Annotated in this window: 27 protein-coding genes; 13 read left to right on the plus strand and 14 right to left on the minus strand. The window is 56.9% G+C overall.

Translation table 11 applies throughout. The features are described from left to right. Positions 1–61 precede the first annotated feature (61 nt). Positions 62–625 carry a Yip1 family protein gene (locus KEHDKFFH_RS08950; RefSeq protein WP_104321606.1) on the plus strand — a complete coding sequence of 188 codons (564 nt, stop codon included), beginning with the start codon at positions 62–64 and terminating at the stop codon, positions 623–625. On the opposite strand, the gene trhA is transcribed toward KEHDKFFH_RS08950, so the two are convergent. Then, positions 626–1,315, minus strand: coding sequence for a PAQR family membrane homeostasis protein TrhA (gene trhA, locus KEHDKFFH_RS08955; RefSeq protein ID WP_104321736.1), 690 nt, complete (start codon positions 1,313–1,315; stop codon positions 626–628). Positions 1,316–1,481: 166 nt separating this feature from the next. Between trhA and wrbA the strand changes: the two genes are divergently transcribed. Continuing rightward, positions 1,482–2,081 carry an NAD(P)H:quinone oxidoreductase gene (wrbA, locus tag KEHDKFFH_RS08960; RefSeq protein WP_104321607.1) on the plus strand — a complete coding sequence of 200 codons (600 nt, stop codon included), beginning with the start codon at positions 1,482–1,484 and terminating at the stop codon, positions 2,079–2,081. Between the two features lie 86 nt (positions 2,082–2,167). On the opposite strand, the gene KEHDKFFH_RS08965 is transcribed toward wrbA, so the two are convergent. Beyond that, a complete protein-coding gene (locus tag KEHDKFFH_RS08965; RefSeq protein WP_104321608.1) occupies positions 2,168–2,875 on the minus strand; it encodes a Crp/Fnr family transcriptional regulator in 708 nt (235 codons plus the stop codon). A gap of 174 nt (positions 2,876–3,049) precedes the next feature. Here KEHDKFFH_RS08965 and KEHDKFFH_RS08970 point away from each other — a divergent pair, with 174 nt between their 5' ends. Then, complete coding sequence (locus KEHDKFFH_RS08970; RefSeq protein ID WP_104321609.1) at positions 3,050–3,967, plus strand: AEC family transporter; 918 nt, start codon at positions 3,050–3,052, stop codon at positions 3,965–3,967. Here the strand turns inward: KEHDKFFH_RS08970 and KEHDKFFH_RS08975 are convergent. The 4 genes from KEHDKFFH_RS08975 to KEHDKFFH_RS08990 form a co-directional block, all read right to left on the minus strand. Then, a complete protein-coding gene (locus tag KEHDKFFH_RS08975; protein WP_104321610.1) occupies positions 3,964–4,617 on the minus strand; it encodes a cation efflux transmembrane domain-containing protein in 654 nt (217 codons plus the stop codon). The two genes, KEHDKFFH_RS08970 and KEHDKFFH_RS08975, sit on opposite strands and share 4 nt — an antisense overlap. Before the next feature lie 87 nt (positions 4,618–4,704). Next, on the minus strand, positions 4,705–5,163 hold the full coding sequence (gene cadR, locus KEHDKFFH_RS08980) for a Cd(II)/Pb(II)-responsive transcriptional regulator (protein ID WP_104321611.1): 459 nt from the start codon (positions 5,161–5,163) through the stop codon (positions 4,705–4,707). Further along, on the minus strand, positions 5,160–6,515 hold the full coding sequence (locus tag KEHDKFFH_RS08985) for an ATP-binding protein (RefSeq protein WP_104321612.1): 1,356 nt from the start codon (positions 6,513–6,515) through the stop codon (positions 5,160–5,162). Before KEHDKFFH_RS08985 ends, cadR begins: the two co-directional genes overlap by 4 nt. After that, positions 6,502–7,167 (minus strand): response regulator transcription factor, encoded by a 666-nt coding sequence (locus tag KEHDKFFH_RS08990; protein WP_104321613.1) that lies wholly within the window; start codon positions 7,165–7,167, stop codon positions 6,502–6,504. Before KEHDKFFH_RS08990 ends, KEHDKFFH_RS08985 begins: the two co-directional genes overlap by 14 nt. A gap of 201 nt (positions 7,168–7,368) precedes the next feature. Here KEHDKFFH_RS08990 and KEHDKFFH_RS08995 point away from each other — a divergent pair, with 201 nt between their 5' ends. The 7 genes from KEHDKFFH_RS08995 (at position 7,369) to KEHDKFFH_RS09025 (ending at position 14,868) form a co-directional block, all read left to right on the plus strand. Continuing rightward, positions 7,369–7,896, plus strand: coding sequence for a cupredoxin domain-containing protein (locus tag KEHDKFFH_RS08995; protein WP_064227592.1), 528 nt, complete (start codon positions 7,369–7,371; stop codon positions 7,894–7,896). Positions 7,897–7,933: 37 nt separating this feature from the next. After that, positions 7,934–9,643, plus strand: a complete 1,710-nt coding sequence (locus KEHDKFFH_RS09000) for a copper resistance system multicopper oxidase (protein WP_104321614.1) — start codon at positions 7,934–7,936, stop codon at positions 9,641–9,643. Next, positions 9,640–10,386 (plus strand): copper resistance protein B, encoded by a 747-nt coding sequence (locus KEHDKFFH_RS09005; RefSeq protein ID WP_104321615.1) that lies wholly within the window; start codon positions 9,640–9,642, stop codon positions 10,384–10,386. Before KEHDKFFH_RS09000 ends, KEHDKFFH_RS09005 begins: the two co-directional genes overlap by 4 nt. A gap of 159 nt (positions 10,387–10,545) precedes the next feature. Then, a complete protein-coding gene (locus KEHDKFFH_RS09010; protein WP_104321616.1) occupies positions 10,546–10,902 on the plus strand; it encodes a hypothetical protein in 357 nt (118 codons plus the stop codon). Positions 10,903–10,913: 11 nt separating this feature from the next. Further along, positions 10,914–12,269, plus strand: a complete 1,356-nt coding sequence (locus KEHDKFFH_RS09015; protein ID WP_104321617.1) for an APC family permease — start codon at positions 10,914–10,916, stop codon at positions 12,267–12,269. 27 nt (positions 12,270–12,296) lie between these two features. Next, complete coding sequence (locus KEHDKFFH_RS09020; RefSeq protein ID WP_104321618.1) at positions 12,297–12,524, plus strand: hypothetical protein; 228 nt, start codon at positions 12,297–12,299, stop codon at positions 12,522–12,524. Then, positions 12,517–14,868 carry a heavy metal translocating P-type ATPase gene (locus KEHDKFFH_RS09025; protein ID WP_104321619.1) on the plus strand — a complete coding sequence of 784 codons (2,352 nt, stop codon included), beginning with the start codon at positions 12,517–12,519 and terminating at the stop codon, positions 14,866–14,868. Before KEHDKFFH_RS09020 ends, KEHDKFFH_RS09025 begins: the two co-directional genes overlap by 8 nt. An 88-nt stretch (positions 14,869–14,956) precedes the next feature. On the opposite strand, the gene KEHDKFFH_RS09030 is transcribed toward KEHDKFFH_RS09025, so the two are convergent. The 3 genes from KEHDKFFH_RS09030 to KEHDKFFH_RS09040 are packed head-to-tail and all read right to left on the minus strand — an operon-like array spanning position 14,957 to position 16,828. After that, positions 14,957–15,652, minus strand: a complete 696-nt coding sequence (locus KEHDKFFH_RS09030; RefSeq protein ID WP_104321620.1) for a hypothetical protein — start codon at positions 15,650–15,652, stop codon at positions 14,957–14,959. A 15-nt stretch (positions 15,653–15,667) separates the two neighbouring features. Beyond that, positions 15,668–16,405, minus strand: coding sequence for a HupE/UreJ family protein (locus KEHDKFFH_RS09035; protein ID WP_192875766.1), 738 nt, complete (start codon positions 16,403–16,405; stop codon positions 15,668–15,670). Positions 16,406–16,453: 48 nt separating this feature from the next. Beyond that, positions 16,454–16,828, minus strand: a complete 375-nt coding sequence (locus KEHDKFFH_RS09040; protein WP_104321621.1) for a hypothetical protein — start codon at positions 16,826–16,828, stop codon at positions 16,454–16,456. Between the two features lie 144 nt (positions 16,829–16,972). Between KEHDKFFH_RS09040 and KEHDKFFH_RS09045 the strand changes: the two genes are divergently transcribed. Together KEHDKFFH_RS09045 and KEHDKFFH_RS09050 are read left to right on the plus strand one after the other, a co-directional pair. Then, the gene (locus KEHDKFFH_RS09045; RefSeq protein WP_104321622.1) at positions 16,973–17,323 is read left to right on the plus strand and encodes a DUF3147 family protein; all 351 of its coding nucleotides are present in this window, start codon (positions 16,973–16,975) and stop codon (positions 17,321–17,323) included. 151 nt (positions 17,324–17,474) lie between these two features. Next, positions 17,475–17,987, plus strand: a complete 513-nt coding sequence (locus KEHDKFFH_RS09050) for a hypothetical protein (RefSeq protein ID WP_241956471.1) — start codon at positions 17,475–17,477, stop codon at positions 17,985–17,987. Between the two features lie 14 nt (positions 17,988–18,001). On the opposite strand, the gene KEHDKFFH_RS09055 is transcribed toward KEHDKFFH_RS09050, so the two are convergent. The 4 genes from KEHDKFFH_RS09055 to KEHDKFFH_RS09070 all read right to left on the minus strand — a co-directional run bounded on the left by KEHDKFFH_RS09055 (position 18,002) and on the right by KEHDKFFH_RS09070 (position 21,180). Beyond that, positions 18,002–19,519 (minus strand): FAD-binding domain-containing protein, encoded by a 1,518-nt coding sequence (locus tag KEHDKFFH_RS09055; RefSeq protein WP_104321623.1) that lies wholly within the window; start codon positions 19,517–19,519, stop codon positions 18,002–18,004. Next, positions 19,516–19,662 carry a DUF2256 domain-containing protein gene (locus KEHDKFFH_RS09060; RefSeq protein WP_104321624.1) on the minus strand — a complete coding sequence of 49 codons (147 nt, stop codon included), beginning with the start codon at positions 19,660–19,662 and terminating at the stop codon, positions 19,516–19,518. Before KEHDKFFH_RS09060 ends, KEHDKFFH_RS09055 begins: the two co-directional genes overlap by 4 nt. An 85-nt stretch (positions 19,663–19,747) precedes the next feature. Then, positions 19,748–20,344 carry an SCO family protein gene (locus tag KEHDKFFH_RS09065; RefSeq protein ID WP_104321625.1) on the minus strand — a complete coding sequence of 199 codons (597 nt, stop codon included), beginning with the start codon at positions 20,342–20,344 and terminating at the stop codon, positions 19,748–19,750. Next, positions 20,341–21,180 (minus strand): cytochrome c oxidase assembly protein, encoded by an 840-nt coding sequence (locus KEHDKFFH_RS09070; RefSeq protein WP_104321626.1) that lies wholly within the window; start codon positions 21,178–21,180, stop codon positions 20,341–20,343. Before KEHDKFFH_RS09070 ends, KEHDKFFH_RS09065 begins: the two co-directional genes overlap by 4 nt. 126 nt (positions 21,181–21,306) lie before the next feature. Here KEHDKFFH_RS09070 and KEHDKFFH_RS09075 point away from each other — a divergent pair, with 126 nt between their 5' ends. Further along, entirely contained in the window at positions 21,307–22,995 is a 1,689-nt protein-coding gene (locus tag KEHDKFFH_RS09075; protein ID WP_104321627.1) for an HAD family hydrolase, read from the plus strand. Positions 22,996–22,997: 2 nt separating this feature from the next. On the opposite strand, the gene KEHDKFFH_RS09080 is transcribed toward KEHDKFFH_RS09075, so the two are convergent. After that, positions 22,998–24,260 carry a substrate-binding periplasmic protein gene (locus tag KEHDKFFH_RS09080; RefSeq protein WP_104321628.1) on the minus strand — a complete coding sequence of 421 codons (1,263 nt, stop codon included), beginning with the start codon at positions 24,258–24,260 and terminating at the stop codon, positions 22,998–23,000. Between the last annotated feature and the right edge of the window lie 84 nt (positions 24,261–24,344).

Consider the following 24,344-nt stretch of genomic DNA (forward strand, 5'->3'; position numbering starts at 1 on the left):
ACCCTCAGGACTCCCGAAACTATCAGTAAAAATAACGCGGGAAACATTTTAAAGGTGCATCATGAATATTACACAACTTGCCCGTCTACCATTTTCCGGCAATGGCGCCTGGTCGGAGTTGCGGCGCCTTGAGCTGTCTATTCCGTTCCTGGCGTGGGTGGTGGTAGTGCCGATGTCGTTTCTGCCGCCGGTGCTGCTCTACTATGCCGGCACGCATTACGGAGACGCCTTCATGCAGGGATTCGGAGGCAAGGAGTGGCGGTTCATCACCACGATCCTTTTCCTGGCAGAGTTACTCACGTTCTTCGTGATGGGCTGGCTGATCCATGCCGTCATGGGCAGTCATCAACTGAAAATCAGTTATCAGGATGCCTATTTGCTGGCTGCAATTGCGCCGCTACCGCTCTGGCTGTCATCACTGGCACTGCTGGTGCCTGTTCTGGCAGTCAGCGTTGTGGCGGTGTTTGCCGCCTTGTTCCTGTCCTGTGCGCTGGTGTACCAGGGCGTTCGCTCATTCTGCGAGCGAAGCGATAATGATGTGGTGGTTATGTCCGCCACCTACACCGTTATGTCGGCGTCTTTGCTGGCATGGGGCGTGCTGATGGCGATGGTTTGGGCGTTCTGATCACGCCGTGTGGGGTAGGACGCCAAAATAGATGGCACTGAAGTGGCAGGCGCTGCCGCCGATTACGAACAGGTGCCAGATCGCATGCATGTAAGGTATGCGGTCGGCCAGATAGAAGGCGACACCGGCGGTGTACACAATGCCGCCGGCAATCGTCAGGTTCAGGGCTGTTTCACTCAGGTTGGCCACCAGATCGGATGAGGCGAACGTGATCAGCCAGCCCATGGCCACGTAGATGCCAACCCTCGCGAGCTTGAAGCGGTTTTTAAAAATAACCTTCAGAACCACGCCGGTGATCGCCAGTGACCAGATCACCGCAAACAGTGTCCAGCCCACCGTGCCACGCATGTTCACGAGCAGAAACGGCGTGTAGGTGCCGGCGATCAGCAGAAAAATGGCGCAATGATCAAGGGTTTTGAACGCCCTTTTCAGTTCTGGCCGTTGGGCACCGTGGTACAGGGCAGAAGCCAGATAGAGAAGAATCAGGGACGCGCCGAAAATACTGAAACTGACAATCTTCCAGGCATCTCCGAATTGACTGGCACCCACGATCAATGCGGCCGTGCCAATCACGCTCAATATCGCGCCGAGCCCGTGAGTGGCGCTGTTCAGCCACTCTTCAATGCGGTGATGGTTATTCTTTGCGAGGGATGGGGTTGCTGTCACTGAGCGGTCTTCCGTATAAGTCATGGCCATAAAATACTTCAGCGTACACCTGTACGCAATGGCTGATCGTGAACATCCTGTGACCCTGTTCAGAAAAACTGAACGACCTGTCGGAAAACTTCCGATTTCTCTCGAGTCTGCCACTGGTTAGCATGCGTATATCCGATCACAGACAGAGGAGGTTCTCCCGATGGCAAAAGTACTTGTGCTCTACTATTCGATGTATGGCCATATCGAAACAATGGCAAACACCATCGCCGAAGGCGCCAAAGAGGTTAGCGGTGTAGACGTCACGATCAAACGCGTACCGGAAACCATGGCCGATCAGGCGTTTCTGGGTGCCGGCGGCAAGGCGGACCAGGAAGCTCCGGTAGCCGATCCGAAAGAGTTGGCAGAGTACGACGCCATCATCTTCGGTACGCCCACCCGGTTCGGCAACATGGCCGGGCAGATGCGCAACTTCCTGGATCAGACAGGCGGTTTGTGGGCCGAAGGCAAGCTTCACGGCAAGGTGGCCAGTGTGTTTACCTCCACAGGCACCGGTGGCGGGCAGGAGCATACCATCAGCTCATTCTGGACCACACTGGCCCACCACGGCATGGTCATTGTGCCCCTGGGCTACGGCATCCCGGAGTTCTTCGATATCTCGGAAGTGAATGGTGGGACTCCCTACGGAGCGTCAACCATCGCAGGTGGAGACGGCTCACGGCAGCCCAGCGAGAAAGAGTTGGCTATTGCCCGTTTCCAGGGTAAGCACGTTGCCGAGCTGGCAGTAAAACTGCACGGTTGAACCTGAAGTTTTAGCAAAGCGTTGAGCGTTTTCCAGGGCAGCAGGCGAGAGCTTGCTGCCCTTTTTTATGCGGTATCCGGTTGGTTTCAGGGCCGGCTCTTCGCAGTTGCGGTTTTGAGGCGAGAGAAGGTCGCCGGCACAACACCGAGCCATGATGCCAGTTGATTATCCGGCACCCGTTTAACCAGTTCCGGGTATTCCTCCAGCAATAACTTGTAGCGTTCTCTTGCCGGCATGGTGTGCTTGCGGAACTCCCTCATGCTGGTCAGCTCGGCAATTTCCTCGGTCAAGGCCAGGGCGAACCGGGGCCAGAGCCCTTCACCGTGGGACTGGATTGCGGAACGGAAGGCCGCGAAGTCAGCCACCCAGGCCGTCACCGGCGTTACTGAAGTCAGGCAAAGGGTGTTTCGTACGGTTCGGCTACGGCCAAAAACCGGCCAGATCATATCGCCTTCGGAAAAGAAGTGGTGGACGGACACCTTGCCGCTGGGTGCTTCCCGGAACAGCCGAAGGATGCCGTACTGAACCAGATAAACGTTTGCCCAGGGTGTGTCGTGCTTTTCCAGAGCGGTTTCGGAGTCAACCCTGCAGAGGTGAAACAGGCGGGCGAGGTCTGCCAGAAACCGTGCGTCCGGATCATTCTCGTGCCCTGCCAGGCGAATACCGAAGACCCGGCTGAGGCCATGCAGCAGGGCAGCTGACTCCGGTGCGGCATCCTGCTGGATAATCTCGGGGTTGTTTTCTCCCAACATGCACGGGGCGGAGGAAACGTCTGGCCTGAAGATGCTGTTCATTGCGTTGACCCTGTTACGAGTGTCAGGTCAATTATGGTATCAGAGAAACATCTTTTGAAATGACTTAAATCATTAAGGCTTTTTCACTGAGTCGATATCGCGATCTGACGAACGTTCAGTGGTAGACTCCGGCACCTGTTGCTGGAAGTTTCCCCCTTTCCCCACGGAGTCCCGATGGCCGCAGCCTTTGCCCTTTTCTTCAAACTTATACCGCTCTATGTGACGGTCGCCCTGGGTTGGGTAGCCGGTCGTTATCTTGAGGCCAGTGGTCGTCATATCGCCGGTATCATGCTCTATGTCGTCACACCGTCAGTGGTGTTTTCCGGAGTTATGGCAGCGCCGCTTTCTCCGGAAGTCATCCTGCTGCCATTTCTGGTATTCGGAATCTCTTCTGTTCTGGGAATTGTGCAATTAAAGCTGGCAAGGCGGGTTCTCTCCGACGGCAGTGCCAACATCATTCCCCTGTGTGTGGGTTCCGGTAACACCGGGTACTTCGGTGTGCCGGTGGCATTGTTGCTTTTCGGGGAAGAAGGGCTTGGGCTTTATATTGTGTGCATGCTGGGCACCACGCTGTTCGAGAACTCCGTGGGCTTCTATCTGGCGGTGAGAGGGCGCTATAGCATCAAGGATGCGCTCTGGCGGGTGCTGAAGCTCCCGTCGGTATACGCCTTCCTGGCGGCAGTCTTCCTGAATCTGGCGGGTGTTGGTATTCCCGATATCTTTGTGCCGCTGTTCGAGAACCTGCGCGGTGCCTACAGCATTCTGGGCATGATGATCATCGGCATGAGCATCACCAGCTTTCGCGGCCTGGCGGGCAATGTCCGTTTTACCGCACTGGCGTTTTTCGGGAAGTTCGTTATCTGGCCATTGGTGGCGATCGTGTTCTGGTGGCTTGATTCAGCGGTTCTGGGCATTTATGAACCGGCCGTGCACAAGGCCATGTTCCTGATTTCGATCACGCCGATTGCCGCGAATACTGTGGTCATTGCCACCCTGTTGGATACCTCGCCAAGGCAGGCAGCGGGTACCGTATTGCTTACCACGCTGTTTGCCCTGGCGTTTATCCCGGTGATGATCTCACTGGCTTTCTAGCGGCTGCTTGACGGTGTTGCCGCCGGCTGCGCTTCGCTGGTCCTGGCTTCTGCGATATCGCTGCGGGCATGGCGCACCACACTGATGCCGGCTGTTATTGCCAGTGTCCCCATGATCGCGGCAACGATCAGGTCGGGCCAGGCAGTTCCGGTTCCGAACACACCGAGGGCAGCTACCATAACGGCGATGTTGCTGATGGCATCGTTCCGGCTGCACAGCCAGACCGAGCGCATGTCGGAATCGCCTTCACGGAATTTGAATAGTATTGCGGCCACGCTCACGTTGGCGGCAAGTGCCAGCAGACCAACCGCTCCCATGGTCAGCGGCTCTGGTGTAATGCCTGCCTGCACCACCCAGACTGCCCGGGCCCAGACGACCAGGCCGAACACCGTCATAGTAATGCCTTTGACCATGGCAGCGCGTCCGCGCCAGAGCATACCCATGGAGAGTACTGTGAGGGATAGAATGTAGTTGGCGCTGTCGCCGAAGAAGTCGATGGCATCCGCCATCAGAGAGACCGAGCCGGATGACAGGCTGGCGATGCCTTCCACTACGAACATGGCCAGGTTCACCCACAAGGCAATCCATAACGCTTTGCGAAAGCCCGGGGCAGGGGATTTTGGTTCGGGGGCGGAGCAACTGCACGCCATAAAGACCTCCTTGGTTCAGATAGTCTTATTGAAAACCCTGTAGCAGCTACAGGGTCAACAGTTGCCGCAGAAAATTTTTGAGATTCGTCAGTTCTGGCCCGGCCCATGAGTGCCGGGAACGTGGTTGTGGCGGTCCTCGGACTCTGGAGTCTCAAGCTCCGTGCTAAGCCCGCCAAGAATGCCGCATTCGCGCACAGTGCGCCCATCGGTACAGGCTTCCTGAAGCTGCTCGAGAGTTTCTTCAAGGCTCGCCAGCTCCTTCAGCCGTTCCCGCACGTGATTCAGATGGCGCGCCAGCAGGGCATCGACTTCGCTGCAATCCGCTTCCGGTTGCTCGGCCAGTCGGATCAGCTCGCGGATCTCGTCCTGGGCCATGTCCAGATTGCGACAGCGTTTGATAAAGAGGAGGCGGTCCAGATGAGCATTGCGGTAAGAACGGTAGCCACTGTTGTCCCTGTCCGGTTCGGGTAGCAAACCGATTTTTTCGTAGTAGCGGATGGTTTCAGCAGGAATGGCCGTTGTCTTTGCAAGTTCACCGATTTTCACTGCCTTTTCCCCCCGGTCGTACCCGGAAAATGGACCGTTGCCTTGAATCCTCCGGTCGAGCCGGAGCTGAAATTCAGGGTACCACCATAGCGTGCTGTAATCTCCCGCACGATGGCCAGCCCCAGGCCGTGCCCGGGAGTTTGTTCGTCCAGACGCAGACCGCGGGTGCCAAGGGTTTCCAGCGCCTCGGGAGGAATTCCGGGGCCATCGTCCTCAACGGTGATGGTAAATCCTTGCCCATCCTCTTCCAGGCCAAGTTCAACGAATCTGGCAGACCACTTGCCGGCGTTGTCCAGAAGGTTGCCCAACACCTCGTTCAGGTCGTGCTCTTCGATGGGCCAGCGCCGTTCTTCGGTCAGTGCGGTCGACATTTCATAGGACTTTGCCGGATACAGCCGGCCTAGCATCCAGAGAAGATCCCGGGCCTGCTTCAGAGGGTAGGCGCTTTTGCCAACCTGCGGACCGGCGAAGCGGCTGCGTCGCATTTCTGCTTCAAGCTGTCTGTCGATATCGTCGAGCCGGCCGGCCATTTGTTGTCTGAGAGCGTTGGGGAGGGGGCGGTCAGTATCTTCCAAAATCTGGCGAACGGCAGCGATGGGCGTTTTAACACTGTGGGAGAGATTCGCCAGCGCATCCCGGGAACGCTCCAGCCGCTGGTCCAATGAGTCGAGTAACTGGTTGAGTTGCAGTACCAGAGGTTGGAACTCCTCGGGGGCCCTGACATCAATCCGCGATATCTCGCCGTCCTGCAGCCGCTTTAGTGCGGCCTTGAGACTCACCACGGGGCGCATGGACAGGTTGATGCCCAGCCAGAGTACGCCAACCAGCAGCAGGATCAGCAGCAGGGAAACAACGGCTGTCCAGGCGTGAAGCTCAGCCTGGCTGCGGCTCAAGGCACCAAGGTCCTCGGAAACGATCACCACGATGGGTTTGCCGTCCACATGAAAAGACTTTCGGTAGGCAAGGATATCTGAGGGCGCCTCCGAAATTTCGGCGCCACTGACGCGAAGTGTACCTTCCTCGCCGGACTCCACCAGTGGCATCAATAACGGTGCCCAATTCTCGGGGGAGATAATGGTCCGGGTGTCGGAATGGATAGCGAATGCGTGGTGAAAAACTTCCTGGAAATAATCACCGGTCTGCAGGGTGTCCAGCCGACCACTGGAATCGCGAATCTGGTGTTCCAGAAAAGCGACTTCGTCTTTGAGCCGGCTCTCTACAAATTGGCGGGACATCCGGTCAAGAAGCAGCCCGTGCACCAGCCATGCGAGGGCCATCAGGAGAATGCCAGCCGGCAGTAGCAGTGCCAGCAGGGTTCCCTTGACCGATACCGGTTTTTTAAACCAGATCATTAAACAGGTACCCCTGGCCACGTCGTGTCGAGATGGTGTTCGTGCCTACAAGCTTCCGGAGTCTGCGAATGTAGGCCTCAATGACGTTTTCGCTGGGGTTGTCGTTCAGGCTGTAAAGCTGCTCCATAAGCTGTTCTTTCGAGAAAACATGCCCTGGCCGGCTCATCAGGCAACGCAACAAGCGGAATTCGGTTCCGGTGAGGCTGTGTTCCGTGCCATCGGCCAGTTTCAGGCTTTGGCGATTCTCGTCCAGTTCGAAATTGCCTGCCTTCACCAGAGAGTGCACGCGCCCATCGCTCCGGCGAATGATGGCATTCAGCCGCGCAATCAGCTCTTCGGTCTGGAACGGTTTGGCCAGGTAATCGTCGGCCCCGGCCTTCAGACCGTTCACTTTGTCCTGCCAGTCGCCGCGGGCGGTCAGAATCAGCACCGGAAAGCTGATGCTGCGCGTTCGCCATTTCCGAAGCACGTCCAGACCATTGCCGTCCGGCAGCCCGAGGTCCAGAACCACGGCGCGATATTCTTCCTGATCGGCCAGCGCTGACGCCTCTTTGGCGGTGAAGGTGGTATCCACGCTGAACCCGGCCTTTTCCAGTTGGTTGGTTAGCCCGTCCGCAAGCAGTCGGTCATCTTCGACGAGCAGTAAACGCATGTGTGTCCCCTTCCTACAGGTATTGCAGAGCGTGCCAGTGTCGCGCTTTTACCTGAACCCAGCCTGAACACTAAATAATTGGTCATTTTCAGAAAGGATTCAGGTTGGTGCGCGATGGTATTCATCGTTTCTGGATATTGCTCAAGTTTCGAAGCAAGCCATGGGTAATTTGATCCTCATTATTCCACAGGAGTAAATAAGATGAACGCATCCGCATTTCTGGTTGCCGCCGCAGCCATGACCATGTCAGCAACGGTTTTTGCAGCCGGTGCCCATAGTGGTGGACACGGGGGTGGCAGCGGGGAGCCCGGCAAGGCCTCCGAAGTCAGCCGAACCATCAACGTCGAAATGCACGATAACTATTACGAGCCTGAATCTATCGAGGTCAATCCGGGTGAAACAGTTCGTTTTGTCGTCGTTAACAAGGGCAACCTGGTTCACGAATTCAATATCGGCACTCCCGACATGCATGAAGCCCATCAGGAAGAAATGATGATGATGGTTGAACATGGTGTTATTCAGGGAGGCACGCTCAATCACGACATGATGGAAATGGATATGGGCGACGGCCACTCCATGAAACACGATGATCCCAACAGTGTTCTTCTCGAGCCGGGCAAGAGTAAAGAGATCGTCTGGAAGTTCTCCGAGCAAGGCAACATCGAATTTGCCTGCAATGTTCCGGGGCATTACCAGGCCGGTATGTACGGGGACGTGAACTTCAACTGATCCTTCCAGACAACCACGTAGTCGAGAGTAGTCAACCATGAAGAAATCCTTTCTGGCAGGCCTTGCGGCCCTGCTGATGCCGGCGTTCGTCCTGGCCGGTGAATACAACCTGACAGTGGATCGGGTCCAGATTGATACCGGCGATTTTGTCAAAGAGGGCATTGGCTATAATGGGGAATCCCCGGGGCCGGTTCTGCGTTTCAAGCAGGGCGAAGAGGTGACGATTAATGTCACCAACAATCTTGATGAAATGACCTCCATCCATTGGCATGGACTCATTCTGCCGTATCAGCAGGATGGCGTGCCCGGTATCAGTTTTCCGGGGATCCAGCCGGGAGAAACCTTTACCTACCGTTTCCCTATACAGCAGGCGGGCACCTATTGGTTTCACAGTCACTCCGGTTTTCAGGAGCCGGACGGTGCTTACGGTGCCATTGTTATCGAACCCGAGGGGCGTGAGCCGTTCCGCTACGACCGCGAGTACGTGGTTCAGTTGACCGACAAACATCCCCACTCCGGTGACCGCATCATGCGCAACCTGAAGATGATGCCTGACTACTACAACCGTCAGCAGCAGACCGTGGGTGAGTTTTTCTCCGATGCCTCCGAGCACGGTTTCATGAATACCCTGAAGGATCGTATGGCCTGGGGTGGCATGCGAATGATGAAGGCGGATGTCGAGGATCTGCAGGGATTCACGGCTTTGATCAACGGTAAGGGCCCGGATCAGAACTGGACGGGCATTTTTGAGCCCGGAGAGAGAATCCGGCTGCGCTTTATCAACTCGTCGGCAATGACCTACTTCGATATCCGTATCCCCGGTTTGAACATGACCGTGGTGCAGGCCGACGGCAACAATGTTCAGCCCGTTAATGTGGACGAATTCCGCATCGGCGTTGCGGAAACCTATGATGTCATCGTCCGTCCCCGGGATGAGCAGGCGTATACCATCTTTGCCGAGTCCATGGGCCGTTCCGGGTTTGCCAGGGCAACACTGGCTCCGGAAGAGGGCATGGAGGGTGCGGTCCCCGAATTGCGGGAGCCCGCACGGTTGACCATGGCTGATATGGCCGGCATGCACGGCATGGACCATGGAAGCATGGATATGAGCAGTTCTGGTGATATGCCCAGCATGGACCATTCCGGCATGGCCCAGATGGATCATTCAAGCATGTCAGGTATGGATCACAGCGCCATGATGATGACTGAAGGTGGGGCCAGTGATCCGTTCTATGCCAAGGGTAGTGGTATTGTGCCTGTGGCCGCCAACGGCGGTAAGTTCCTCTCCTACGCAGACCTCAGGGCGCAGAATCCGCTGTATGAAGACCGCGAGCCGACCCGCGAGATCGAGCTCAAGCTCACCGGCAACATGGAGCGCTATACCTGGAGCATTAATGGCGTGAAATACGAGGACGCCGATCCCATCCGTCTTCAGTATGGAGAGCGAGTCCGCTTCAAGTTTGTGAACGAAACCATGATGACCCACCCCATGCACCTGCACGGTATGTGGTCCATTCTGGATGTGGGGGCTGATCAGTGGAATCCCATCAAGCACACCATCAGTGTTCAGCCTGGCACCACGGTCTATATGGAAACCGAGGTGGACGAGCCCGGGCAGTGGGCCTTCCACTGTCACCTGTCCTATCACGCGGCCGCTGGTATGTTCCGGAAGGTTATAGTTGAGGGTGGTCCCGACTCGACGCAGGCCAAGACCGACGCTGTCGCTGGCAACGGAGGTGAGGCATGAGCCGCGTTCGATTCATGACTCTGGGGCTCTTGAGTTCACTGCTGTTGCCGACCACGGTAACCGCTCAGGAAATGATGGAGGACACCACCGCCCGGAAGCAGGCCCTGACAACCTGGGGCGTCCAGTTCGAGGAGTTTGAGTATCGGTACAGCGACGCTGATGAAGAGCTTGGGGTCTGGAATGCCGATATTTTCTACGGCACCGACGAACTGAGATTTCGCTGGCTGACCAAGGGCGAGTACGAAATCCAGGAGCAGGCATATGAGAGTCTGGAAAACCAGTTGGTGGCGCAGACTCCCATTTCCAAGTTCTTCGATGCCAAAGCAGGCGTTCGATTCGACACTCCTGAAGGTCCGGACCGCACCTACGCTGTTCTTGGGCTTACCGGCCTGGCACCGCAGTGGTTTGAGGTGGATGCCAGCCTGTATGTCAGTAACGAGGGTGACACCTCGGCCGAGTTCGATGCCGAGTATGAGTTGCTGCTGACCAATCGCCTGATTCTCTCGGCGGCGCTCGATGCCACCGTGGCATTCAGTGAGGACCGGGAGATCGGCCAGGGCAAAGGGCTGAGTTCTACGGAAACCGGTCTCAGGTTGAGTTACGACCTGATTGACCGTGCCTTCGCTCCCTACGTCGGCGTGGTACACGAGCGCAAGTACGGCGACACTGCGGATCTGGCAGAAGCCGGGGGTGGAAGCACGGAAGACTGGTTTGCCGTGATTGGCGCGCGAATCGCCTTCTGATCTTTTCTATCTCGGGTCAGGGGGGATTCCCTGGCCCGCTATCAATTTTTGATTTGATGCACATCAAATCTATCGAAAACGGCCAGCCGTTTTCAGCCGCAATTCAGGTTGGGGTGTTGTGATAGATGGGGAAACCACCGGAAAGCGAGGTGCGACCCCATGACCACAACACGAAAAGCATCCATCCAGACGCCGTTTCTCTTGCGCAGGAAACTGATTGTTGAGGGCCTGGAAGAAAGCCAGTGGGATGACTTTCTTTACGACCTCAATCATCACCCCTGTGTTGATTTTGCCGAGCTCAAAAATACGAACCAGCTGTGGCTGGCCTATGATGGTAGCCACTGGTCCGTCGACGAGCTGCTGGCATCGATCACAAGCCATGGCGGCCGATTGAAGGCTGGCTGGTGGACTCGACGAAAACTGGCATGGTACCGGTTTACCGACGACAACGTCCGGGCGAACGCGAGGCATGAGCCCCATTGCTGCTCAAAGATACCGCCGATGAAACGGAAATAACCGGGGGTTGAATGGCTGAGACCGAGGACAGGACGACACACTATCAGGAAGGCAGTCTGACGCTGCCCGGGACGGTAATGCTTGGCACCGGCGTCATGATTGGCGCCGGTATTTTTGCGCTGACCGGGCAAATGGCCCAGATGACCGGTGTGCTATTCCCGCTGGCCTTTCTCGCTGCGGCGGTGATTGTGAGCTTCAGCGCCTATTCCTACATCAAGATCTCCAATGCCTACCCGTCCGCCGGCGGTATCGGCATGTACCTGCACAAGGCCTACGGAAACCGGCTGCCAACGGCTTTCAACGCCCTGTTGATGTATTTTTCCATGGTCATCGCTCAGAGCTTCCTGGCCCGGACCTTTGGCACTTACACCATGCAACTTTTTGGCGGGGATGACAGTGGCCGCATGGTGCCAATTCTCGGCGTGGCGCTCATTCTGGCGGCCTTTCTGATCAACCTGCTGGGCAATCGGATGATTCAAGGGGTGGCTTCCTTAATAGGGATCCTGAAAATCGGCGGCATACTGATTTTCGGTCTGGTCGGGGTCTGGATTGCCGACTCAATCTCGGTTGATTTTTCGGAGACTGGTGAAGCTGGAGCGCTGGGCAACTTCCTGGGCGCAACTGCATTAGGCATTCTGGCGTTCAAAGGCTTTACGACTATTACCAACAGTGGTTCGGAAGTCATCGACCCGAAGCGAAATGTCGGCCGTGCCATCGTTATCTCCATTGCCGCCTGTGTGGTGATCTACACGCTGGTGGGATTTGCGGTCGCCAGCAATCTATCGCTGGCTGAAATTATCGAAACGCAGGATTACTCTCTCGCCGCTGCTGCACGCCCCGCTCTCGGCGAATACGGCGTCTGGTTTACTGTTGCGATTGCCATGATGGCTACGGCGGGAGGAATTCTGGCCAGTGTATTTGCTGTGTCCCGCATGTTGGCCATGCTGACGGAGATGAAACTGGTTCCTCATCGGCATTTCGGGATGCCCGGCAGCATTCAGAAACACACACTGGTGTATACCGTTGTCCTGGGTCTGATTCTGACCGCCTTCTTTGACCTGTCACGCATTGCTGCGTTGGGTATCGTGTTTTATCTGATTATGGACATTGCCATTCACTGGGGTGTACTGCGCTATCTACGCAAAGACATCAAGGCCAACACCTGGGTGCCAGCTGCAGCCATCTTGTTGGATCTTTTGGCGCTGGGCGGCTTCGTCTGGGTAAAGCTGAATACAGACCCGTTCGTCATCGGCGTGGCAGTCGTGACCATGATCGTGATTGCAGTATCCGAGCAGATTTTCCTGAAAAGATCGCCGGAATCCGCGCAAGCCAAACAGGAAGAGAGTCATGCGCATCATCACCATTAACCGGAATCAGGAAGAGAGGCTATTGCCATGATGGGAGATAACATGTTCGGGAATACCATGTGGGCAGGCCACTGGCTGTGGATGCTGGTGATTGCCATAGTCGTCGTCATCCCGGCCTGGCGCATTTGTCAGCGCGCAGGGTATCCGGGCTGGCTGGGCATTCTGATACTGGTACCTGTCGCCAACCTGGTTTTGCTGTACTTCCTTGCATTTGCAGACTGGCCAGCAGACAAAACCGGAGATCGCAATGGTTGAGCATCATCACTCCCATGACCGGCATCATAAAACCGATAAAGAGACAGGCGCGCACACCGTCAAGGATCCGGTCTGTGGCATGACAGTGGATCCGCATACCGCGGAACATCGCAGCCAGCATGGCGGTAAAACCTGGTACTTTTGCTCCTCGCGCTGCCAGTCCAAATTCGACGAGGACCCTGAGCAGCAGTACCTCGGTGAGGAAAATAAGCCGCAAGAGCCGGTTGCGCCAGGCACGATGTATACGTGCCCCATGCACCCGGAAATCCGCCAGCAAGGGCCAGGGGACTGCCCCATTTGTGGTATGGCTCTGGAGCCCGAGCAGGTGAGTCTCGACGACGGTCCCTCCGCAGAGCTTGCGGACATGACCCGCCGATTCTGGATCGGCCTGGTTCTCACCCTACCGGTGTTTCTCCTGGAAATGGGCGGGCACCTGACCGGGCTCGACCACATTGTGGCTCCACAGATGTCCAACTGGATTCAGTTAGTGCTGGCAACGCCCGTGGTGCTTTGGTGCGGCTGGCCGTTCTTCGTCCGGGGTTGGAAGTCCGTGGTCAGTCGAAATTTGAACATGTTCACGCTGATTGCCATTGGTACCGGCGTGGCCCTGATCTACAGCCTGGTAGCCACACTGGCACCCCAGGTATTCCCGGGCGCCTTCCGGCAGGACGATGGCTCGGTTGCAGTGTATTTTGAGGCGGCAGCGGTCATCGTGGTCCTGGTATTACTGGGCCAGGTTCTGGAATTGCGAGCCCGGGAGAAAACATCTGGCGCCATAAAAGCTCTGCTGGATCTGGCACCCGCGACGGCCAGAAAGCTGGACGACGACGGCAGCGAGTCCGATGTATCGCTGGATCAGGTCAAGGTTGGCGACCGCCTGCGGGTTCGCCCGGGGGATAAAGTGCCGCTGGACGGCGAGTTGCTTGAAGGTAGCTCCAATGTGGATGAATCCATGGTAACCGGTGAGCCTCTGGCGGTCAGCAAGAAATCCGGTGACCAGGTGATCGGCGGCAGCATCAACCAGCAAGGCAGCTTTATCATGCGCGCCGACAAGGTTGGCCGGGACACCATGTTGTCCCAGATTGTGCAGATGGTGGCCAGCGCCCAGCGTAGCCGTGCACCGATTCAGGGTCTGGCGGACAAAGTGGCGGGTTACTTTGTGCCGGCGGTAATCGTGATTGCTGTTATCGCCTTTATTGCCTGGGCCTTCTTCGGGCCGACACCGCCCATGGCATTTGGCCTGATTGCTGCTGTGAGCGTGCTAATTATTGCCTGTCCCTGTGCGCTGGGGCTGGCAACCCCCATGTCGATTATGGTCGGTGTGGGACGGGGGGCTCAGAGCGGTGTTCTGATCCGCGATGCTGAGGCCCTCGAGCGCATGGAAAAGGTGGATACGGTTGTAGTGGACAAGACCGGCACACTGACCGAAGGCAAACCTCAGGTCACAAAGCTGGTCCCGGTCAAGGGGGTCAGCGACGAAGAGCTGATGCGGTTCGCTGGCGGCCTGGAGAAAGGCAGCGAGCACCCGCTGGCCCATGCCATTCTCGATAAAGCCAGTGAAATGGAGCTGACACTGCCGGATGCCGAGGGCTTCGATTCCCCGAATGGCAAAGGAGTCGCCGGCAAGATCGAGGGGAAGCAGGTACTGATTGGCAACCGGCTGTTGATGGAAGCCGAAAGTGTCGATACCTCGGGTTTTGAATCTGAAGCCGACGAGCTCCGAAAGGATGGGGCCACGGTTATTTTCGCGGCCGTGGATGGAAAAATCGCCGGCTTGCTCGCTATTGCCGACCCGGTGAAGGAAACGACCGAAGCGGCCATTTCAGCCCTGCAGAAAGACGGCATAAGGGTTGTCATGCTGACAGGGGATAACCGCACATCCGCCGAAGCGGTTGCTCGCAAACTGCATATTGATGAAGTGGAAGCGGAAGTGCTGCCGGAAGACAAGGGAAAAATTGTTCAGCGCCTGAAAGACGAAGGCCGTGTCGTGGTGATGGCGGGTGACGGCGTTAACGATGCGCCTGCTCTGGCAACGGCTGATGTTGGTGTGGCCATGGGTACCGGCACCGATGTGGCCATTGAAAGCGCGGGTATCACCTTGTTGAGAGGCGATCTGATGGGAATTGTGGAAGCTCGCAGGTTGTCTCTGGCGACGATGCGCAATATCCGGCAGAACCTGTTTTTTGCCTTCGTGTACAACTCTGCAGGCGTTCCCATTGCGGCGGGTGTTCTGTACCCGGTCTTCGGCATACTACTGTCCCCGATTTTCGCAGCAGCCGCCATGTCGCTGTCCTCGGTCAGCGTGATTGCGAATGCATTGCGCTTGCGGGTAACCAAACTGTGAACAAAGGTCAGGCCTTTCGTGTGGGCTGGTAATCCGGATCCGTCGAGAGAGCTGGCTACCAACCATCTCTCTCAATATACAGAGATTGTCAGAGCACTTTCTTCAACTGGCCATAATTCCCGCCAGTACGCAGCACCAGCGTAATGTCGTTGTCGTTACGGTTCCTGAAGAACCAGCCGTGGTCGCCGGTGAAGGCGGCTTCGAGTTCTCCTTCATCTTCGGGAACACCTCGTCCTTTCTCGTAAGAGATGGATTGGCCGCTGCCGTTGCCGTGGGTGTCGTAGTTGATAGGGCCGCCCTCAGACGCCCAGGAGAATCGGGCCACAGCCCCTTCTTCCATAGTGAGTTTGAATTCGGTTCCCTCGCCCGGCGTCAGAACCACGCGTACTTCATCCTGCCATTGCGGTTCGGCAGCTTCTGGTTCAGGTGCGGGCTCTGGTTCCGCGGCCGTGACCTTTGCTTCGGTCGCAGAGACCGATTCCTCTGCAGGCTCGGCCATGACAGGCTCCGCGACTTCCTGAGGCCCTTGTTCGGTCGACGATTGAACGGCAACCATCTCGGCCTCTGCGTCGGCGGCGGCTTCCTCGGCGAGCTGTTCCTTGATTTCACCCATTTCGGTCAAGCCCAGCAGTCGTCCGGCTCCGGTCGGATCGAGCGCGTACTCCGCGGGCATCACAACGGTAACCAGCAGCACCAGCGCTACGATGGCCGCAACAATGGTTGATCGAATCAGTTTCGCGGTGCTTGGCAGTTCTTCTCGATTAGGTATGTCGGTGTTGTACATAAAGGTTCTCCAGAATCAGGCGACGAAATAACCGGTAAGCTGGTAGCCGAATAGCAGGAAGCCTGCACTCATCATGGCCACATTCGCGGTGTAGGCGTGGCGGAAAAAGCCGTCGGTTTTGCGCCAGAAATTGATGGCAATCAGGATCATGGCCAGGGCAATGAGCTGTCCGATTTCCACGCCCACATTGAAAGCGAGAAGGTTCGGAATCAGCCCATCGGGAGAGATGTCGTACTCAAGGATCTTGGTAGATAGCCCAAAGCCGTGGAAAAAACCGAAGATGAGCGTGGCGGCTTTGGTGTTGGGCTGAAAGCCAAACCAGCGCTGATACGCGCCGATGTTTTCCAGTGCCTTGTAAACGATCGACAGGCCGATAATCGCATCGATGATGTAGCTATTGATGCCGACGTTGAAGTACACCCCCAGCAGCATCGTGGTGGAATGCCCCAGGGCAAACAGGCTCACGTAGATCGCGATGTGCTGCATGCGGTACAGGAAGAAAATGACCCCCAGCAGAAACAGCAGGTGGTCGTAACCGGTGACCATGTGTTTGGCACCGAGATAGGTAAAAGCAATCAGGTTTATGCCGGTAATCTCCTGAATGTATCCCTTGTCGCCCTGGGCGACGGCATGGGCCAACGCATCAGCGCTGAGGCCGAGCAGGCCCAGTGTCAGGAATATCCAGAAAAAACGATTTCCGCCGGCAGCAACCCGCGCCCAGTGGCGAGGTTTGCCAAGCACAGTTGACAGCATAGTAACTCCGTAGAATGGGTTTTCGTTCAGCTGCTAAGGCAGCATTGCTCAGACAATCGTGTAGAGCTTCGGCGGGCGGTCGAGCCGATAACGAAAACTGCGGGGATCCTCTCCGGCATAGGGAACAGGGCGCCGGAGTGAAGGTGTCAGGTTGGAGAATACCGGCATTTTCAACCGGTCTGCTGACTCATGGGAGTGATTGCCAGAGTCATGATGAGAGTGGCGGTCTTGCTGATCTTGCACGCCGTGGCTGTGATGATCATGACCATGGGAGTGATCGCCTTGGTTCAGAGCGTTGGCTTCAGTCACCTCCGGTACTCCATGGGATGACGTTTCTCCCACGACCGAGAATGTCATGCCGATTAGCGCAATCAGCATGACAATAACCGGAAACCCTTTTTTACGGTTGATGGCCGTAATCATAAAAACCAGCTTTTGAACAAAGGTTCTGCGCGTGCGTTAACCCGCAACAGGACGTTGGAATAGTTTGTGGATAGAGAATACCATTCCGGTGCGGATTTTCAGGAATTAAAACAAATAAATGTTCCCGGGCCCGAGGAAGATTAAATGGCATGGCTTATTACCAAATACGCGATAACGGCTGCGCTGGTGGTCCTGATTTCTGAGGTTGCCAAGCGCAGTGACAAACTGGGGGCGTTGATAGCAGCTTTGCCCATGGTGACCGTGCTGGCGATGATCTGGCTTTACGTTGAGCAGCAGCCAGCGGAAAAAATCAGCAATCACGCCTGGTATACCTTCTGGTATGTGCTGCCCACCTTGCCTATGTTCCTGATGTTTCCGTTCCTGATGACCAGGTTCGGTTTCTGGCCGTCCCTTGGTATCGGCGCCATGGTCACAATTGCCTGCTTTGCCGCCCTGGCGGCTGTCACGAAAAAGTTCGGCATCTTTCTTCTGTGAGGCGGGTCCGGAAGTTCGCCGGGTGTTCGGATGACACAGATCAACATGCGTGGACTTAACCGCATTCCTGAGTCTGTTTTTCAGCCTCAATTCAGTTTCATGGTCTTTACTGACAGTGATGCACATTGTTGCAGCCAATAAGGAGGATCTCATGAACAGATTAGGTCGTTTCGTTGCGTGTTCCGTGTTCGTCGCCTTGCCGGCTATTGCTTTTGCTCAGGGCAACTCGGGGCAAATGCCCGGTGGCGGCATGATGAATCAGGAACAAGTGCAGCAGATGAATGAAAACATGGCCCGCATGCAGGCCATGATGCAGGAAATGCGGAACGCCAACTCCAACGCTGAACGCCAGAGACTGCGCGAGCAACACATGGAATACATGCAGGAGCATATGCAGATGATGCGTGGCGGCATGATGGGGCCCGGGATGATGGGCAATGGTCAGGGAATGATGGGGAATGGCCAGGGAATGATGAACAACCAGGGCATGATGAACAATCAAGGCCAGGGTAAAAAGCAGTCCGGCAATGCCCAGGGCAACCGTTCGGGTGGTCCGGGAATGGACAACGAGCAGCGCCTGGAAATGATGGAAAACCGCATGAATCAGATGCAGCTGATGATGGAACAGATGCTGGAAAATCAGAGGCAACTGAACCGCAACTGATGCTGGCAGCCCGTTTAGTCGAACAGTGACAGTTGATCGGATTGCTGCTTCGATGGCACGCGGGGGCGTTTCTGAACGGGGCCCTTGCGACTGCCGTGTCGTAGCAGCACCCGGTCTGTTTCTGTCTTGCTGACATGCTGCTTGCGAAAGTCGCCAACTGCCTTGCGAGCAACCCGGGCAGCCTGCTCATGATCACACACCGGCGAGATGTAGGTGTTGCCGCCGTAGCGTTCTTTCTGGGCCGGCGTCATCAGCCAGGGGGTGTGAATCATTTCACTCGGCACGCCAGCCAACTCTGGGATCCAGCGCCGGATGAACTCGCCCTCGGGGTCCAGTTTCTGGCTTTGCAACACCGGGTTGTAGATGCGCAGGGCGTTGATGCCGGTCAGACCGGATTGCATCTGGGTCTGGGAGTAGTGAATGCCCGGTTCGAAATCGGTAAACATCCGGGCAAGATGAAGGGCGGGATCGCGCCAGTGTAGCCATAGCTGATAGCTGGCAATTGCCATCAGCATGGCCCGCATCCGGAAGTTGATCCAGCCCGAATGGGTCAGTGCACGCATGCTGGCGTCCACCAGGGGCCAGCCGGTCTGGCCTTCCTGCCAGCGCTGCAGGCGTTCGGTATCATTGGGCCCGGTTTTTAGCGCCTCCATTTCCCGGTGCATCGCCCGGAATTCCAGTTCAGGCTCGTCTTCCAGTTTCTGGATGAAATGGCAGTGCCAGTGCAGCCGGGAACGGAAACTGGTCAGGCTTTTCTTTTTCCGGGGCAGGGTATTACGGTGATTGCCGGTGGCCTTGGCCTCCTGGTAAATCTCCCGCAGGCTGACTGTGCCGTAGGCAATATGCGGGCTGAGGCGCGAGCAGGCCCTGACCGCGGTGTTCGGGCTGGAAATGTTGTATTGGTAGCCGACGCAGCGGCGGTCGAGGAAAGAGGTGAGTAGTTTTTCGCCTCGGGTTCTGCCTCCGGCCTGACGGTCCGGGCAGCTATCAGGCAGTGTGAAGTCCCGGCTGTGGTAGCCACTGGCATCGCCCTCGATTCCTTTCATTTCCGGTATTCTTGTTGGAGCCTCCAGCAACGACTGACGCATCAGCTCTGTCCAGGCTCTGTCCCAGACATCACGGTCGCTCAGGCGGCGAACCACACCGAACTGGTTCCACTCCCGGAATTCCACCTGGTTTTCCGAGCACCAGCCAATCACCGCCTTGTCACGCTCGAAGGTCCAGTGCCCACCGGTTTCCTGGTGACAGAACACGCGTTTGACGTCTTGCCCGGCCTGTAGTTGCTTCAGCGCATCAATCACCGACCCTCTCATCACCAGAAGCTGGCTGCCGGCCTTTCGCAACTGCCGGTCAAGATCGTCCAGGGAGTCCCTGATAAACGCCCATTGACGGCCGCTTGTGTCCGGCAGTTGCCAGTACTCGTCCTCGATAACATACAGCGGTATGACCGGTTCGCCCTGGCTGGCCGCTGCCACCAGGGGTGCATGATCCCGGGTACGTAGGTCGCGTTTGAACCAGACCACGGTGGTCATGACTGTGTGTTCCTCTCGCGCCGGCAACGTTCGCTGCAGTAGCGAACATTTTCCCAGTCTTTCGCCCACTTTTTCCGCCACGCGAATGGCCGCTGGCAGACCGGGCAGGTTTTCTCCGGGAGATTGAGTTTCTTATGGGGCACCAGTGTCTTCCATTCGGGATGTAGGGCTTTCTACGTCTGCGCCGCATGGCGGGATCAGCGCCCGAAGCGGCGACAGGTATGGGTATCAGGAGCGTGATCCCTGTGCCAGCTGGGTCAGATCTTCACTGATCTGTTCTGGCGACAGTCCGGGCCGCAGGAGCAGCCGGGCGTTGCCGTCGCGATCGAAAACGTAAACGGCGCTGCTGTGGGAGACGTTGTAGTTGCCGCTGGCGTCGGGCTCGTCGTAACCGAAGGTGGTCCGGTAGCGTTTGGCGAGTTCTCGAAGCGCGGGTTCTTCTGCAGTCAGGCCAACGACTCGATCGCCGAAGAAATTCACGTAACTGGCCAGGCGTTCCGGGGTATCCCTGCGCGGGTCAACGCTTACGAACAGGGTGGTGAAATCGTCCCGATACTGTTCGGGAAGTTGGTGAACCGAGCGGCGCAGATCAGTCAGCGTGGTCGGGCAGACATCCGGGCAGGAGGTGAAACCGAAATACAGCAGACGGATGTTGCCCTTGGAATCAGCTGCTGTGACTGGTTGGCCGTTGGTACCCTGAAGCTGGAATTCCAGCTCGGGCATCAGGCCCGAGATGTCTTTACCATGCCAGCTTTCATTCTTTCCGGTGCAGCCGGCGAGCATCAGGGCAACGAGAACAGGCCATAGTGGCAGCGTTCTGTTCATGCGTTTCCTCCAGCCAGAGAGCGGCTTTTCGGGAATTTACCATCTTCATGCATGGCCCGGCGAAGCACGATCAGAATACCAATGATGCTCATCATGGCCGGGGGAATCCAGGTCAGCAGACCGCCCAGCAACTGGTCGGTTTCCGGGGGCATGGGCCATGCCCGGCCGCAGACCTCGTACACGTCATAAACCATGCCCCTGGAAAACACGATCCACGCCCCGAGAATCATCTGGGGAATCGCCACCAGCGCTAGCAGGAGGATACGTTTGCCATAGCCCAGGGCACTGGTGATGGCCGGGGAGCGGGGATCAAAGATCAGCCACCAGAACAGCAGGCCATCCAGCAGCATGCTCCAGTTCATGATCCAGTAGAGCTGCCGGCTGAGCATGGCGTCAAAATGGATGGGCGGCCAGAGCCAGAAATAGATCAGCCCCACGAACAGCACCGAAGCGATAACCGGCTGCTGCAGCAGCCGGTAAATCCAGCCCAGCGGCTGCAGCCAGTAGCGTACAGACGGTGAGATCTTCTGGTACCAGAATCGCATCACCGGCAGAGGGTTAGATAGCGCAATCAGGATCGGCCCCAGATGGTGAAGGATCAGGTGCTGCCCCCGATGGACGAAAAACATGTACTGGGAGTAGTAGTCGAAGCGAGTTTGCATCACCCCATAGCAGAGCATGACCCCGAGCGTGAAAGTGATGATACGGCCCGATCCCGGCCGGTCCTGCTCCGGCATCTTCAGTAGCGCAACACCATAAAAACCGAGCACCAGCATATAACTGAGCAGGGTCAGGGGAGAAAAATCGTAGGGCAGCAGGTAGCTCGATACTGGCATGGATCAGACTCGATGCGTGCATGCATTGGAAACCGGGTTTATCTTTCTTGTCATTACCGCCGAGTTTTGCCGGCCCGGCGGCGGATTTCAAGGCCGGCTTCAGGAAACTTCTGATGGAGGCGGGGCATGGCCCGATTCTGTGATTCCATTTCAGCGCCGTCAGTGCTGATTTTCGACTGGCACGGCACCCTGGTAGACACCCACGATGCCATGTTCAGTGCCATGGAAGACATGTTGCCGCAGCTGGAGGATCTGGGGCTGGTGGAGCGGCTGCTGCCGGAGGATAAATGCCGAACATCGGATGATGCCCGCCTGGTGCGTTATATCCGTATCTTCCGGCGCCTGCATCCGCGCATTCTGGCGGAGCGCCGGGTGTCGAGGACCGATATTTTCAACGCCATCTTCGGGGATGACAAAGAAGCCAAGCTGATCGCCCACAAGGCCTACAACGAGGCCTATCGCCGCTATTTTGGGCAGGTAAAGCCGTTCCAGCCCGGCGCCTATGAGTATCTCTCCGCCCTGAAAGCCATGGGTATCCGGCTGGCGGTATCCACCAACCGGAACCGGGAGTTTCTGGATCGGGAATTACAGACGGTGGACGAAGGCCGATGGCGGAACCTGTTTAATGCCACGGTGTGTGCCGACGACGTAACCGAGTACAAACCCGACCCGGAGGTGATCCTCAAAGCGCTTGAAAAGCTTGATCTGCCAGCGGATGAAAAAGCCTGGTATGTGGGTGACAGCTACGTGGACATGCTCACTGCCAACAAGGCCGGCGTGTCGGGTGTGTTCTATAACGGGGCCTGCTGGGAATCCGGCCGAATCGACAGCTGGTTCTCGCACCGGGATGCCCCGGCAGCCATTCTGGACAGCTTTGAAGACCTGTTGGACCTGCTGGCTCTGCTCGAGCGAAGCCAGCCGGAAGCTTTTGCCCAAACGCCCGCGGAAGTTCGCCCACGGCCCTTCCCGCCGCCTCAGCGCCCGGAACCGAGGATTGAACCGGACTGGCACCCGGCGGTGGTCAAGCTGATTCGCCCTGCGGTCATCCTGTTTGACTGGCACGCCACTCTGGTGGATACGCTGGACGCCATGTACCACGCAGTGGACGACATGCTGCCGGATTTCCACAAGCTGCAGCTCATGGACCGCATGGTGGCGCCGGAAGACAGCAAAACCCCGGAAGATGTGAAGCTGGTGGCCTATGTCCGGGAGTTTGCGAAGCTGCACCCGAAGGTGAAGGCAGACCGCAAGATCTCCCGGACCGACATTTTCGAGGTGCTGTTCGGCGACGACCAGGAGGCCAAACAGATCGCCCACCAGGCGTTCAATCACCACTACCGGAAACACTACGGTACCGTGAAGGCCTTTGAGCCGAAGGTGCGGGAGGTTCTGGATGGATTGCGGCGGATGGGCATCCAGGTGGGCGTGATTACCAACCGGGATCGCGAGTTCTTCGAGCATGAACTGGCGGCGGTGGAAGACACCGGCTGGACCCACCTTTTTGATGTCGACGTCTGCGGCGATGACACGCCTCTGCGAAAGCCGCACCCCGATCAGTTGCTGCTGGCGGTTCAGAAGCTGGATTATCCGCCAGACCCGAGCGTCTGGTACGTTGGCGACAGCACCACGGATGTGATTGCTGCAAAACGCGCGGGCCTGACCTCGGTATTTTTCAACGGGGCCCAGTGGGACCTGCCCTGGCTGAACAAGATTTTCCCCGGCACCCACAAACACCCGGACAAGCCGGATGTGGTGGTCAATGACTTTTCGGAGTTCTGGGCACTGGTGCTGGCCTGCGAGGTGGGGCCGCCATAAGGTCAGGGCCGTCGTTCGAGGGCGCGTAATGCCTCTTCGGCATCCAGCCCCAACATGAGGACGCCGAGAGGAACACCATCGGAAATCGGGCTGACCGGGGCGCTCACGGTGACCTGGAATCGGGATGTGGAGGCGTCGTAGCGGATTGGTGAAATATAGAGTGCGTCGATTCCCCGGAGACCCTGGCGAGTGGCATCCAGCACTTTCTGAAATTTGGCTTCATCGCCTTGCCAGTAATCGGTTGTAAGCCGGCTCATCGCCGCCAGGGTTCCCATGTTATTCATGATCATGGCCTCAGTAACGACACCGTCTTGCGCCACTTTCCAATCATGCAAGGTTCGGGAACCCGCCAGATCAAGAATCTGGTCGGCCAGTTGCGTGGAGCCAGACGGGGCCAACGCCTGCCACATGCTGTCCTGAGTCATCACGTCTGTGAAGCTTTCCTGTCTCGGGCCCGAAGCGATAATCTGTGGGATATCCAGAATGCTGCTGATATTGCTGATCAGCCTTTCCGAGAGCATCCGGATAAGATGTTCCTCCTCGTCCGACAGGGCGAGATGACCGGCCATGCAACTGTTCAGCATACGATTGAAGTTGCCAAGAAATTCCGGATGGCTGGAAGTAAAGGATTCACCCAGGTAAAGGTAAAGCGGAGCGTAGCGAACGAAGTGTCGCTCCAGAACCATGCCAGGGTCCCCGTTTTCGAGGCGCAGGCCGTTCATGACACGCTCATCCATCAGAGCCGCATCGATACGCGCACGTTTCAAAAGGGCCAGAAGTTGCGAAGCCGAGGTTACGCTGAGGAAAACCGAATAGTCATTGGCTTCCAGCCAGGCTTCTTCATTACTGCCATCAACAACTCCGATCCTTGGAGTATCAGTGAAGGGTTGGTCGCCTCTGGTAAAGAAGTACCACTTCTCCAGCGCTACCGGATCGCTGCGTTTTGCTATGTTGTCGAGCTCTGCGGAGGGATCAATGGCAAAATAGCCATCAATCATGTTGCGTTCCAGCGCGTGTATGGCGCGATTCTGGGGCGTAATCCGGATGCGTGTTTCCCAGCCAGAGCGGTTGGCGGCGCAAACCACCGTGTCTGCGGTTTCGCCGTAAACTCGATTGGCCCCACCCTTTTCCTGGTTCGCCATCTGGTAGGGTGGGCTTTCGAAGGTGTAGAGGTTCAGTGCCGGAGGCTGGGCCTGGCTCACTGCGGAGACCATTACCGTTAGCAGGCCCGCCAGTCGGATCTTCATAATCAAGGCCGCATCCATGTTTTCAACAATCCTTATGTGAGGCTAGCACCATTGTTGGGCTTTTGCTGCACAACGTTAGGACATATTCTGATAGGTATGAAC

It is taken from the genome of Marinobacter maroccanus, assembly GCF_002933275.1.
In the GTDB taxonomy this organism is placed as follows: domain Bacteria; phylum Pseudomonadota; class Gammaproteobacteria; order Pseudomonadales; family Oleiphilaceae; genus Marinobacter; species Marinobacter maroccanus.

What these genes read in the sequence shown, in the direction of transcription:
- KEHDKFFH_RS08950 (WP_104321606.1), top strand. Translation starts at nt 62, where the DNA reads ATGAATATTACACAACTTGCCCGTCTACCATTTTCCGGCAATGGCGCC.
- trhA (WP_104321736.1), bottom strand. Translation starts at nt 1,315, where the DNA reads ATGACTTATACGGAAGACCGCTCAGTGACAGCAACCCCATCCCTCGCA.
- wrbA (WP_104321607.1), top strand. Translation starts at nt 1,482, where the DNA reads ATGGCAAAAGTACTTGTGCTCTACTATTCGATGTATGGCCATATCGAA.
- KEHDKFFH_RS08965 (WP_104321608.1), bottom strand. Translation starts at nt 2,875, where the DNA reads ATGAACAGCATCTTCAGGCCAGACGTTTCCTCCGCCCCGTGCATGTTG.
- KEHDKFFH_RS08970 (WP_104321609.1), top strand. Translation starts at nt 3,050, where the DNA reads ATGGCCGCAGCCTTTGCCCTTTTCTTCAAACTTATACCGCTCTATGTG.
- KEHDKFFH_RS08975 (WP_104321610.1), bottom strand. Translation starts at nt 4,617, where the DNA reads ATGGCGTGCAGTTGCTCCGCCCCCGAACCAAAATCCCCTGCCCCGGGC.
- KEHDKFFH_RS08985 (WP_104321612.1), bottom strand. Translation starts at nt 6,515, where the DNA reads ATGATCTGGTTTAAAAAACCGGTATCGGTCAAGGGAACCCTGCTGGCA.
- KEHDKFFH_RS08990 (WP_104321613.1), bottom strand. Translation starts at nt 7,167, where the DNA reads ATGCGTTTACTGCTCGTCGAAGATGACCGACTGCTTGCGGACGGGCTA.
- KEHDKFFH_RS08995 (WP_064227592.1), top strand. Translation starts at nt 7,369, where the DNA reads ATGAACGCATCCGCATTTCTGGTTGCCGCCGCAGCCATGACCATGTCA.
- KEHDKFFH_RS09000 (WP_104321614.1), top strand. Translation starts at nt 7,934, where the DNA reads ATGAAGAAATCCTTTCTGGCAGGCCTTGCGGCCCTGCTGATGCCGGCG.
- KEHDKFFH_RS09005 (WP_104321615.1), top strand. Translation starts at nt 9,640, where the DNA reads ATGAGCCGCGTTCGATTCATGACTCTGGGGCTCTTGAGTTCACTGCTG.
- KEHDKFFH_RS09010 (WP_104321616.1), top strand. Translation starts at nt 10,546, where the DNA reads ATGACCACAACACGAAAAGCATCCATCCAGACGCCGTTTCTCTTGCGC.
- KEHDKFFH_RS09015 (WP_104321617.1), top strand. Translation starts at nt 10,914, where the DNA reads ATGGCTGAGACCGAGGACAGGACGACACACTATCAGGAAGGCAGTCTG.
- KEHDKFFH_RS09020 (WP_104321618.1), top strand. Translation starts at nt 12,297, where the DNA reads ATGATGGGAGATAACATGTTCGGGAATACCATGTGGGCAGGCCACTGG.
- KEHDKFFH_RS09025 (WP_104321619.1), top strand. Translation starts at nt 12,517, where the DNA reads ATGGTTGAGCATCATCACTCCCATGACCGGCATCATAAAACCGATAAA.
- KEHDKFFH_RS09030 (WP_104321620.1), bottom strand. Translation starts at nt 15,652, where the DNA reads ATGTACAACACCGACATACCTAATCGAGAAGAACTGCCAAGCACCGCG.
- KEHDKFFH_RS09035 (WP_192875766.1), bottom strand. Translation starts at nt 16,405, where the DNA reads ATGCTGTCAACTGTGCTTGGCAAACCTCGCCACTGGGCGCGGGTTGCT.
- KEHDKFFH_RS09040 (WP_104321621.1), bottom strand. Translation starts at nt 16,828, where the DNA reads ATGATTACGGCCATCAACCGTAAAAAAGGGTTTCCGGTTATTGTCATG.
- KEHDKFFH_RS09045 (WP_104321622.1), top strand. Translation starts at nt 16,973, where the DNA reads ATGGCATGGCTTATTACCAAATACGCGATAACGGCTGCGCTGGTGGTC.
- KEHDKFFH_RS09050 (WP_241956471.1), top strand. Translation starts at nt 17,475, where the DNA reads ATGAACAGATTAGGTCGTTTCGTTGCGTGTTCCGTGTTCGTCGCCTTG.
- KEHDKFFH_RS09055 (WP_104321623.1), bottom strand. Translation starts at nt 19,519, where the DNA reads ATGACCACCGTGGTCTGGTTCAAACGCGACCTACGTACCCGGGATCAT.
- KEHDKFFH_RS09065 (WP_104321625.1), bottom strand. Translation starts at nt 20,344, where the DNA reads ATGAACAGAACGCTGCCACTATGGCCTGTTCTCGTTGCCCTGATGCTC.
- KEHDKFFH_RS09070 (WP_104321626.1), bottom strand. Translation starts at nt 21,180, where the DNA reads ATGCCAGTATCGAGCTACCTGCTGCCCTACGATTTTTCTCCCCTGACC.
- KEHDKFFH_RS09075 (WP_104321627.1), top strand. Translation starts at nt 21,307, where the DNA reads ATGGCCCGATTCTGTGATTCCATTTCAGCGCCGTCAGTGCTGATTTTC.
- KEHDKFFH_RS09080 (WP_104321628.1), bottom strand. Translation starts at nt 24,260, where the DNA reads ATGGATGCGGCCTTGATTATGAAGATCCGACTGGCGGGCCTGCTAACG.